Below are 10936 nucleotides of genomic sequence, written 5' to 3'. Positions count from 1 at the left end.
GAAATTCCTTGTCGGGTAAGTTCCGACCTGCACGAATGGCGTAACGATGGCCACACTGTCTCCACCCGAGACTCAGTGAAATTGAAATCGCAGTGAAGATGCTGTGTATCCGCGGCTAGACGGAAAGACCCCGTGAACCTTTACTATAGCTTCACAGTGAACTTTGAACCTACTTGTGTAGGATAGGTGGGAGGCTTTGAAGCGGTGACGCCAGTTACCGTGGAGCCACTCTTGAAATACCACCCTGGTATGTTTGAGGTTCTAACTCAGGTCCGTAATCCGGATCGAGGACACTGTGTGGTGGGTAGTTTGACTGGGGCGGTCTCCTCCCAAAGAGTAACGGAGGAGCACGAAGGTGTGCTCAGCATGGTCGGAAATCATGCATAGAGTGTAAAGGCAAAAGCACGCTTAACTGCGAGACAGACACGTCGAGCAGGTACGAAAGTAGGTCTTAGTGATCCGGTGGTTCTGTATGGAAGGGCCATCGCTCAACGGATAAAAGGTACTCCGGGGATAACAGGCTGATACCGCCCAAGAGTTCACATCGACGGCGGTGTTTGGCACCTCGATGTCGGCTCATCACATCCTGGGGCTGAAGCCGGTCCCAAGGGTATGGCTGTTCGCCATTTAAAGTGGTACGCGAGCTGGGTTTAGAACGTCGTGAGACAGTTCGGTCCCTATCTGCCGTGGACGTTTGAGATTTGAGAGGAGCTGCTCCTAGTACGAGAGGACCGGAGTGGACGAACCTCTGGTGTTCCGGTTGTCACGCCAGTGGCATTGCCGGGTAGCTATGTTCGGACGGGATAACCGCTGAAAGCATCTAAGCGGGAAGCCTCCCTTAAGATAAGATCTCACTGGGACCTAAGTCCCCTAAAGAGCCGTTCGAGACTAGGACGTTGATAGGTTGGGTGTGTAAGTGCTGTGAGGCATTGAGCTAACCAATACTAATTGCTCGTGAGGCTTGACCATATAACACCAAAGTGGTTTTAGAAACACAAAAGACACAGATTACGATAAAGCATCAGCAATGATGAGCATCGGTTTGATACTTGGTTATCACTATTTCAAAATGAATTGTTAAAGATCCAAGCACGTATTCGCGTGTTGTGGTGAGACGAAAAAAGTCCAGCCAGAACAAAACGCAAAACGAATTGCTTGACGATCATAGAGGCGTTGAACCACCTGATCCCATCCCGAACTCAGAAGTGAAAAGCGCCATCGCCGATGGTAGTGTGGGAGATCCCATGTGAGAGTAGGTCGTCGTCAAGCTTTATATTAAGAAAGCCCTGATAGCTGATGCTGTCAGGGCTTTTTTCGTCTGCGGTTAGCCGTCTTCACGTGCACGCAGCAATGGTTTGCTCTTGCTGCAACCGTGGCTTGCTCTTTTGTGCCCCGCTTGCGCCTGTCTCATTCTTCGACGCGTCTGCGCGAGTCATCAAAAGAAGACGCCTTATTTGTCTATCTGGGCGCGTCATTAAAAGAGATTGCCTGTGTCATCTATCAGAATAGGTTGTCCCTTATCACTCGCTTCTCTATTTGCTCACCAATTCATTTATGTTTGTCTTGTTAGGTTGGTTTTTGAAGATAGTCTTCATTAATGTCCAAATAAAGTTCAAATAAGTTTGAACTCTAACTATTCCCTTTAATTTTTGGAAATCAGGTCTACAATGAAATGACATTTTAAATAAAGGAAGGAGTTTGAGATGACAAAAGTATTGGTTCTTTACTATTCAAGCTATGGTCACATTGAAAAAATGGCGCAAGAGGTGGCCGAAGGTGCTCGTAGTGGCGGTGCGCATGTCGATGTTAAGCGCGTGCCTGAGTTGATGCCGGAAGATGTGGCGAAGAATGCGGGTATCAAGTTGGATCAGCAAGCTCCCGTTGCTAAGCCTGAAGAGTTGGCGGATTATGATGCTGTTATTTTTGGCTCGCCAACCCGCTTCGGTAATATGGCGTCTCAAATGCGTAACTTCCTAGATATGACTGGCGGTTTGTGGGCTCAAGGCAAGCTCGTTGGTAAAGTGGGCAGTGTCTTTACTTCCACTGGTACGGGTGGCGGCAATGAAACCACTGTACAGTCTTTTCATACGACTTTATTTCATCATGGTTTTGTCGTTGTGGGATTACCTTATTCTTGCCCAGAATTGGCGGATATAAGTGAAGTCAAAGGGGGATCACCTCTAGGAGCGGGAACCATTGCAGGTGCTGATGGTAGTCGTATGCCTTCAGATAAAGAAATAGCGATGGCTCGATTCCAAGGTAAGCATGTGGCTGAGATTGCGGCTAAATTAAGCGCATAAAGCAATTTAAAATAAAAAAGGGCAAACGGAAACGCTTGCCCTTTTTTGATTTGGTTAACCTATCCACAATGGACTACAAAAAGCCCATTATTTCTGTTTTGTTAATAACTTAGGCACTTATCCACTTCATTTGCTGCGCCTAGAATGACGGCGACACGTTGGTGAATGGCCTCTGGTTGGATATCTAGAATACGCTGCGTGTGCGTGTGTGCTTTACCGCCAGCTTGTTCTAGCAGCATGGCCATTGGGTTAGCTTCATACATTAGACGTAGCTTGCCAGCTTTAGATGGATCTTTGTTATCCCAAGGATAGATGAAGATACCGCCACGACAAAGAATACGATGTACGTCACCTACCATGGCAGCGACCCAGCGCATGTTGAAGTTCTTATCACGTGTTCCATCTTTGCCTTTTACTAAATCATTCACGTAGTTCTGCATATTGGCAGACCAGAAGCGTTGGTTCGACATGTTGATGGCAAATTCTTGGGTGTCTTTTGCTACTTGAACGTTCTCGTTAGTCAGTGTGAAAATCTGATTAACTGGGTCGAAAGTAAACATGTTTACGCCATTGCCAGTGGTAAGAACTAACATGGTTGATGGGCCATATAGAACATAGCCAGCAGCTACTTGTTCTTTACCAGGGATCAAGAAATCTTCTTCAGTTGCTGGCTTATCACCCGTTTGGCGGTAGATGGAGAAAATGGTTCCGACCATAGCGTTAATATCGATATTCGATGAGCCGTCTAATGGGTCAAAGGCGATAAAGTATTCACCATCCGTGTTAGCAGGAACAATGTGGTCCTCTTCTTCTGAGGCAATGGCTCTAACAGCAGGGCAGGCAAGTAGGGCGTCTTTTAGCATGTCGTTAGAAATAACATCCAGTTTCTTTTGTTCTTCACCCTGAACATTTTCATTGCCGGCCATACCTAAAATTCCTGCTAGCGAGCCTTGTTTTAGTGCGTCAGATATCGCGATACAGGTATCAGTTGTTACTGTTAACACGGCTTGTAATGACGTTGGTGTCGCGCTGGATGCTAAAACATCAGGTAGGTTTTGCATGATCTGGCATTTCCTTGTTATTTGAAGTTGTTTAAATTATGCCACTCTAGACATTGGGTGTCAGCCAAGGTAGGAATATGTAGGCAAAATAAATAGGGGAAACAGATGTTTTCGGATAATCTATGCAAAATACTGAAAAGGAATCTTTATGCCTGATTTTATCGTTCATCATTTAGAATTAAACGGTCAAGGTGGCGCGACGGCTTTATCGCCACTTGATTTGCCAACAGTTGTTCCTGAAAGTGGTTGTCGCTGGATACACTTAGATTGTCTTGAAGAGGCAGGGTTCGATTGGCTTTCAAGTTTAGAGGGGATTCCCGAGACCGCAGTAGAAGCGTTATTCGCAGAAGAAACGCGTCCTCGCGCAGTGAGAATGGGGAACGGTTTATTGCTGACATTACGAGGGGTGAATTTAAATCCTGACTCGAATCCTTCAGACATGGTGTCATTACGTCTGTGGGTAACGCCTAACTTTATTGTTTCTAGCCGTCGCCGTCGGTTGTTGTCTGTGCAAGATACCGTGAAGAATCTTGTTAATAACGAAGGTCCGCTGAATACCGGCGACATTGTGGCTACGTTAACCGAAACGCTGACTGGCCGAATGGCGAAAATAATCCATGATCTTGAAGATGAATTATCAGACTTAGAGGAAAGTATTGGAGAGGGAATTGAAGCTGATCAGCGTGATTCTCTTGTACAGCGTCGACTTGAAACTATTCGTTTAAGACGTTTTCTTGTACCGCAGAAAGAAGCCATTAATAAATTAGCACAAGAGTCGCTTACTTGGATGACACCGGATCAAACATCACAAGTGCATGAAGCTGCCAACGATATAACACGATATGTAGAGGGACTAGAGTCGCTACGTGAACGTTGTTTGTTAATGCAAGAAGAGTTCGCCAACTTACAAGGCGAGAAGATGAATGCTCGTATGTATGTACTGTCTATTCTATCGGGTATTTTTATGCCACTTGGCTTTTTAACGGGGTTGTTTGGTATCAATATTGGCGGCATGCCAGGTACAGACAGTGGTGCAGCTTTTTGGGTGTTCTGTGTGGTTTTGGTGGCACTAGGCGGCGGTCAGTTTATATTGATGCGCAAAAGCCGCTGGTTTTAAGTCATTTTAGGCGCAGCGTGCTAATGCTGGATTATTAAAGTATTGCAGAGCCTCAATAACTTTCGAGGCTTTGCATGCAGTCAGGTTACTTTTTGATTGTCTTGATGCCGTCTTTTGTCGCCAGCAACAAAATATCCGCAGAACGCTTTGCGAACAAGCCATTTGTTACCACACCAACAATACCGTCGATGCTTTTTTCAAGCGCAATAGGATCAAGGATTTCTAAATTATAGACATCCAAAATATGGTTGCCGTTGTCTGTAACAACGCCTTCACGATAAACCGGATCCCCACCTAGTTTGACTAATTCACGTGCGACGTGACCGCGAGCCATTGGAATGATTTCTACAGGTAGTGGAAAATCACCCAGTAATTTTACTAGCTTGGATTCATCTGCAATACAGACAAACTCGTCACTGCATGCTGCCACGATTTTCTCTCGAGTTAATGCAGCACCACCGCCCTTAATTAAATGTAGATGATCATTTGATTCATCCGCACCGTCAACGTACACACGAATGCTATCCACGCTGTTGAGGTTATAAACAGGTATGCCGTGTTTTTTAAGTCGCTCTGCTGACGCTTCTGAACTTGCTACTGTGCCATCAAATAAATTTTTGTGTTTGGCCAGTTCGTCAATAAAAAGATTGGCAGTGGAACCCGTGCCAACCCCAACGATGGTGTCGGTCTCTAACATTGGCAGAATGTAAGCTACCGCAGCTTCAGCAACGGCTTGTTTTAATTCGTCTTGGGTCATGGCGGTGTGCACCTTTTATTTATCATTTTCTAGGGGGCGGTCAATTTGACTTATCTTTGTTGGTAAGTCACCTCTTATGGTGACGATATTATAGGCGCTTAAACAGGCGATTGTTACCCCTCCTTGATCGCCCAATTTAACGATTCTATGCTTTTTTCATATCGATTTAGAGGTTATCTGTCTTTGCGCCAAGAGAGTTGAAAGAGTATATTTCCTACTCGGTTTTTTTTGACTAGCAGTCAGCTTAGATGTCGCTAAGAACATCATGTTGTCGATTTATATTCGTTTAGGAAGCACTATGCCTCATACCATGATTAAAAAAATTCTACAGGCACGCGTTTATGACGTTGCTGTAGAAACACCACTGTCTCGAGCCAATCAATTGTCTAACCGATTGGGCAACGAGATTATTTTGAAACGAGAAGATTTACAGCCAGTTTTCTCTTTCAAAATTCGTGGGGCATACAACAAGATTTGTCAGTTAACGCCAGAAGAACGTGCTCGTGGTGTGATTGCGGCTTCAGCAGGCAACCATGCCCAAGGTTTGGCATTGGCGGCGAAGAAATTAGGGATTCACGCCACTATAGTAATGCCTGCAACTACGCCAGAAGTAAAAGTTAGCGCGGTAAGAAATCATGGCGCAGAGGTTGTGTTGTTCGGTGATGCCTTTGATGAAGCGTCGGCTAAGTCTCGCGAAATTATGGAGCAAACAGGCCAAGTTTATGTTCATCCATTTGATGATTTGGACACCATTGCAGGCCAAGGTACGATTGGCATGGAAATTCTGCATCAGCATGAAGGCAATATCGACGCTATCTTCATTCCTGTTGGCGGTGGCGGTTTGATTGCAGGTGTTGCGGCATATGTAAAATATTTGCGCCCTGATATTAAAATCATCGGTGTTGAGCCAGAAGACGCTGCTTGTTTGAAAATTGCTATGGAAAAGGGTCAGCCTACACGCCTGCCTACTGTAGGCATTTTCGCAGAAGGTGTGGCAGTGGCGGAAATTGGTCAAAATACTTTTGCTATCGCCAAAGATACTGTCGATGAAGTCATCACAGTGACGACGGATGAAATGTGTGCCGCGATTAAAGATATTTACGATGATACTCGTGCGATTACAGAGCCTGCAGGTGCGTGTGCTTTGGCAGGTTTGAAAAAATACATCGAGCGAGAAGACGCGAAAGGCCAAACGTTAATCGCCATTAACAGCGGTGCGAATGTGAACTTTGACCGCCTCCGTCACGTGTCTGAGCGGGCGGAGTTGGGTGAAAAGCGTGAAGCCATCATTGCGGTAAAAATCCCAGAGCAACCTGGTAGCTTTAAAGATTTTTGCCAAGCCTTGGTGGGGCGTAACATCACTGAGTTCAATTACCGTTATGGAGATGACCAGCAAGCCGTTATTTTTGTTGGCGTTGCTTTGGGCGGAAGCCCACACAGCCGTAAAGAATTACTGGAAGACCTGAAAGACTATGGAATAGTCGACCTAACCGACGATGAAACCGCCAAAGTGCATGTACGTCATATGATCGGCGGGCATTTACGCAGCGATAAAGGGGAGTTGTTGTACAGCTTCGAATTTCCTGAGCGTCCTGGTGCTTTGCTGAAGTTTTTGAATACCCTAGGCGGACAATGGAATATTTCCATGTTCCATTATCGTAATCATGGTGATGCTTATGGCCGAGTACTGGTGGGATTACAAGCGGTAGGTGAAGAAACAGATGTGACGCAATTTTTAGATGAGTTGGGCTATCCGTATCAAGACGAAAATAACAACGAAGCCTGTAAGCTGTTCTTTCGCTAAAAGCGTGAAAATCGGTTATCATTAGCGCAACGTTTTTTTGAATTCAGCCCTCTGACTGTCACCAGTCAGAGGGCTGTGTGATTCTGATGTGTCGCCATCACTAGCGGCATATATACTGTTTAAAGGTCTCCCTTGTGAATATTCAAACTCTTCTAAATCAGCGCATTCAAGCGGCTATGGTTGCGGCTGGCGCACCTGATACTGCGCAAGCGTTAGTTCGCCAGTCGGCAAAAATTCAATTTGGTGATTACCAAGCCAACGGCATTATGGGGGCAGCTAAGGCGCTGAAAATGAACCCGCGTGACTTCGCTCAAGCCACTTTGGATAAGTTAGATCTCTCTGACCTTACCGATAAGGTCGAGATTGCAGGACCAGGGTTCATTAACATTTTCCTGAAAAATGCGTGGCTAGGTGCTGAGCTGAAGCAATTACGCACCAGCGAGCGTTTAGATATTCCAGTGGTAGAAGCGCCAGAAACGGTTGTTGTTGATTACTCTTCGCCAAACCTTGCCAAAGAAATGCACGTTGGTCATCTTCGTTCAACGGTTATTGGTGATGCTGTTGTTCGTACATTGGAGTTTTTAGGCCATCACGTGGTTCGCCAAAATCACGTGGGTGACTGGGGAACTCAGTTTGGTATGTTGTTGGCGTACATGGAGCGTTTGCGAGCACAAGACGCTAAGATCAGCATGGCCTTGTCGGACTTGGAAAGCTTTTATCGCGCGGCGAAAACCTGTTTCGATGAAGATGAAGCCTTCGCTACTCGCTCTCGTGAGTTAGTTGTTGCCCTTCAATCTGGTGATGAAGAGTGTTTGGCGCTTTGGGATGAGTTTATCAATATCTCTCTTACGCACTGTGAAGAGACTTATAAGATGCTCGGCGTGTCTTTGGAACGCCAACACGTGATGCCAGAAAGTGCTTATAACGATGATTTAGCGAATGTTGTTAACGAGCTGAAAGAACAAGGTATGCTGCAAGAATCCAACGGTGCACAGTGTGTATTCATGGAAGAGTTTGCCAATAAAGAAGGCGAAATTACGCCTGTTATCGTTCAGAAAACTGGTGGCGGTTTCTTGTATGCCACCACTGATTTGGCGGCCGTGCGCTTCCGTCAGCATACGTTGAATGCTAATCGTGTGTTGTATTTCGTTGATGCTCGTCAGTCTTTGCATTTCCAACAGATCTTCACTTTGTCTCGTAAAGCCGGCTTTGTGAAACCAGAAACACAATTGGAACACATGCCGTTTGGCACCGTGATGGGCAGCGATGGCAAACCCTTCAAAACTCGTTCTGGTGGCGTAGCGAAATTGTCATCTTTATTGGAAGAAGCGCAGGAACGTGCTTACCAATTGGTGGCGTCGAAGAACCCAGAAATGAGTGAAGAAGAACTTCGTAACATTGGTCGTGTGGTCGGTATTGCGTCGGTGAAATACGCGGATTTGTCGAAAAACCGTACCAGTGATTACGTCTTCAATTGGGACAGCATGTTGAGCTTTGAAGGCAACACAGCGCCTTACTTGTTGTACGCTTATTCACGAGTGGCAAGTATTGTTAAACGTTCTGAGATCGATCTAGCGAGCCTGACAGGTGATATTTCTGTTGAAGAGCCGCAAGAGCGAGCCTTGGCGATGAAATTGTGTCAGTTCGAAGAAGCTATTCAACAAGTCGCGAACGATGGTATGCCACACTTCTTGTGCTCTTACTTGTACGATTTAGCCGGTACCTTTATGACTTTCTACGAAGCTTGCCCAATTTTGAATGCCGAAGACGACGTGAAGCATAGTCGTTTACAATTGGCGTTGAATACCGCTTCTACACTGAAGCTTGGCTTATCTTTGCTAGGGATTGAAACACTAGAGCGTATGTAAAATCTCTCTATCGTTCTGTTTTAATGAAGATAATAAAAGGCGCTTTTCTAGTGGATTAGCGCCTTTTGTATTTTTAATCTTAAGTGACATAATCCGCACATAAAAGAGGATTAACAAAGAGGAAGAATCAGCAGATGAAGATTTATATTGCCTATACAGGCGGCACGATTGGTATGGTGCCTTCGGATCAAGGCTTAGTACCCGATGCGGCATTTGCTGACCATCTAGCTCAACACTTAAACGCATCCGATGAGCTTGCCCACGACTTTGTGATTGCCAGTTATCCAACTTTGATCGATTCATCCAATGCGACGCCGAAAGACTGGCAAACCATTGCCCGTGATATTGAAAGCAAATGGCATGATTTCGATGCCTTTATCGTGCTGCATGGCACTGACACAATGGCGTACACATCGGCGGCGTTGTCTTTTATGTTTGCTCACAGTAATAAACCCATTATCGTGACTGGCTCGCAAGTACCTATGTATAAAGTGCGCACCGATGCAATGATTAATGTGATGGGCGCGATTTCAGCGTGTGAGGAAGGCGTGCAAGGTGTCTTCTTGTTTTTTGCAGGACGCTTGATAGAAGGTGATCGCGCCCATAAAGCGCACACCAGTGACTGGCAAGCTTTCAGTTCTCCGAACTGCCCAGAGCGCGGTGTATTAGGCATTGATTGGCGTTGGAGATCTAATGAGAGTGCGCAAAAGCCAGTGGTTATTCAAATCCCAGAGATGGAAGAGGGCGCTGTGACTATTTTGCCGGTGTTTCCTGGGGTTCAGGCCGAGCACTGGCAAGGCTTGCTTAACGGCCAAGTAAAAGGTGCTGTGCTATTAAGCTATGGTGCAGGCAACGCTCCGGATAAGGACCCAGCTCTGCTAGCACTGTTGAGCACGGCAACAGAGCGCGGTGTGGTCATTGTGAATGTGAGCCAATGTGGCGCAGGTAGTGTGGCGGCTGGAGCTTATGCTGCAGGATCAGCTTTGGTTAAGGCAGGAGTGGTTTCTGGGCAAGACATAACCTATGAAGCCGCGTTTGTTAAGTTGAGTTTTTTGATAGGGTTGGGTCTGTCGAGCGAAGAAATTAAACACTGCTTCGTATAAAGAAAAGCGAAAAGGGATTTTGCATGGCATTTTTATATGTGCTTTTAGTACTGATTTGGTCAACGGGTTTTATTACGGGCAAACTCATCGTCGGTCGGATTGATCCTAACGTTTTTTTGAGTATCCGTTTCGTTTTGTCGGGTTTGTTATTTCTTGCTATTGCCCTAGGGCAGCGTCGGCGCTTTCCAATGTGGAATGAGCTTCCCAAGCACATTATTGCGGGTATGTTGATGAATGGTTTTTACTTAGGCTTTGCCTATGTGGCCATTGCAAAAGGCTTGCCCGCTGGCGTTATGGCCTTAATTGGGGCGTTGCAGCCTGCATTGGTGACTTTGCTTGCCTTCTTGTTGATCAAAGAGAAAACCTCTCTGAAAGGCGTAATCGGCATGTTGATTGGTATTGTTGGGCTAGTGTTAGTAATCAGTCCCGCGCTAGAGCTGGATATGAGTCATGGCGGCGTGACTTTGCTGACGTTTGCCTTAGCGTGTGCAGCGATATTTACCTTGTCTCTTGGTGTGACTTATCAAAAGATGTCCATCTCATCGTCTGATATTTTCAGTTCCATGGCGATTCAAAACCTCGCTGCGAGTGTCGTCTCGATTGGCTTTATGCTGTTACTCGGTGAGACGTTGTTTGTCGTGCAGCTGGAATCTTTCTTATTAGTAATTTGGGGCGTGCTGGTGTTATCTGGCGGTGGTGTTTTCTTAATGGTGTGGTTATTAAGAAAAGTCCGAGCATCACAAGTTTCCACTATGTTGTTATTAGCGCCCCCGCTAGCGGCAGTAGAAAGTTATTTTTTATTTAGTGAGTCCATGACAGCGGTTCAGATTATCGGTTTTGTGATTACGATTCTTGGGGTTTACTTTAGTCGGGCAAAATCCAGCGATAAATGAAAGGGAAAAGAACGTGTTTTTCTATGACAATCC

Annotated in this window: 8 protein-coding genes and 2 rRNA genes (1 of these 10 running past the window's edge); 8 read left to right on the top strand and 2 right to left on the bottom strand. The window is 45.8% G+C overall.

The window, feature by feature from the left end; genetic code table 11:
• The 3 genes from C1X04_RS17110 to wrbA all read left to right on the top strand — a co-directional run.
• A 23S ribosomal RNA gene (locus C1X04_RS17110) occupies positions 1-969 on the top strand; it begins 1918 nt to the left of the window's first position.
• Positions 970-1154: 185 nt separating this feature from the next.
• Positions 1155-1269: ribosomal RNA gene (rrf, locus tag C1X04_RS17105) — 5S ribosomal RNA — on the top strand.
• Positions 1270-1703: 434 nt separating this feature from the next.
• The gene (gene wrbA, locus C1X04_RS17100; RefSeq protein WP_110576877.1) at positions 1704-2300 is read left to right on the top strand and encodes an NAD(P)H:quinone oxidoreductase; all 597 of its coding nucleotides are present in this window, start codon (positions 1704-1706) and stop codon (positions 2298-2300) included.
• Between the two features lie 101 nt (positions 2301-2401).
• Here the strand turns inward: wrbA and C1X04_RS17095 are convergent, their stop codons facing one another.
• Positions 2402-3361: a class 1 fructose-bisphosphatase gene (locus C1X04_RS17095; protein ID WP_137170569.1), complete on the bottom strand. Its 960-nt coding sequence runs from the start codon at positions 3359-3361 to the stop codon at positions 2402-2404.
• Between the two features lie 148 nt (positions 3362-3509).
• On the opposite strand from C1X04_RS17095, the gene C1X04_RS17090 reads away from it, so the two are divergent.
• Complete coding sequence (locus C1X04_RS17090) at positions 3510-4478, top strand: zinc transporter ZntB (protein ID WP_110576875.1); 969 nt, start codon at positions 3510-3512, stop codon at positions 4476-4478.
• A gap of 85 nt (positions 4479-4563) precedes the next feature.
• Here C1X04_RS17090 and rpiA read toward each other — a convergent pair whose 3' ends face one another.
• Positions 4564-5235, bottom strand: a complete 672-nt coding sequence (gene rpiA / locus C1X04_RS17085; RefSeq protein WP_110576874.1) for a ribose-5-phosphate isomerase RpiA — start codon at positions 5233-5235, stop codon at positions 4564-4566.
• Positions 5236-5533: 298 nt separating this feature from the next.
• Here rpiA and ilvA point away from each other — a divergent pair, with 298 nt between their 5' ends.
• From ilvA to C1X04_RS17065, 4 genes are all read left to right on the top strand, one after another.
• Positions 5534-7039 carry a threonine ammonia-lyase, biosynthetic gene (gene ilvA, locus C1X04_RS17080; RefSeq protein ID WP_110576873.1) on the top strand — a complete coding sequence of 502 codons (1506 nt, stop codon included), beginning with the start codon at positions 5534-5536 and terminating at the stop codon, positions 7037-7039.
• Between the two features lie 134 nt (positions 7040-7173).
• On the top strand, positions 7174-8907 hold the full coding sequence (argS, locus tag C1X04_RS17075) for an arginine--tRNA ligase (RefSeq protein ID WP_110576872.1): 1734 nt from the start codon (positions 7174-7176) through the stop codon (positions 8905-8907).
• A 134-nt stretch (positions 8908-9041) separates the two neighbouring features.
• A complete protein-coding gene (locus C1X04_RS17070; protein ID WP_137170568.1) occupies positions 9042-10010 on the top strand; it encodes an asparaginase domain-containing protein in 969 nt (322 codons plus the stop codon).
• 23 nt (positions 10011-10033) lie between these two features.
• The gene (locus tag C1X04_RS17065) at positions 10034-10903 is read left to right on the top strand and encodes a DMT family transporter (RefSeq protein WP_137170567.1); all 870 of its coding nucleotides are present in this window, start codon (positions 10034-10036) and stop codon (positions 10901-10903) included.
• Positions 10904-10936: the final 33 nt, after the last annotated feature.

The organism is Marinomonas sp. FW-1 (genome assembly GCF_005222245.1).
In the GTDB taxonomy this organism is placed as follows: Bacteria; Pseudomonadota; Gammaproteobacteria; order Pseudomonadales; family Marinomonadaceae; genus Marinomonas; species Marinomonas alcarazii.
This window is presented reverse-complemented; position numbering and strand designations above follow the sequence as displayed.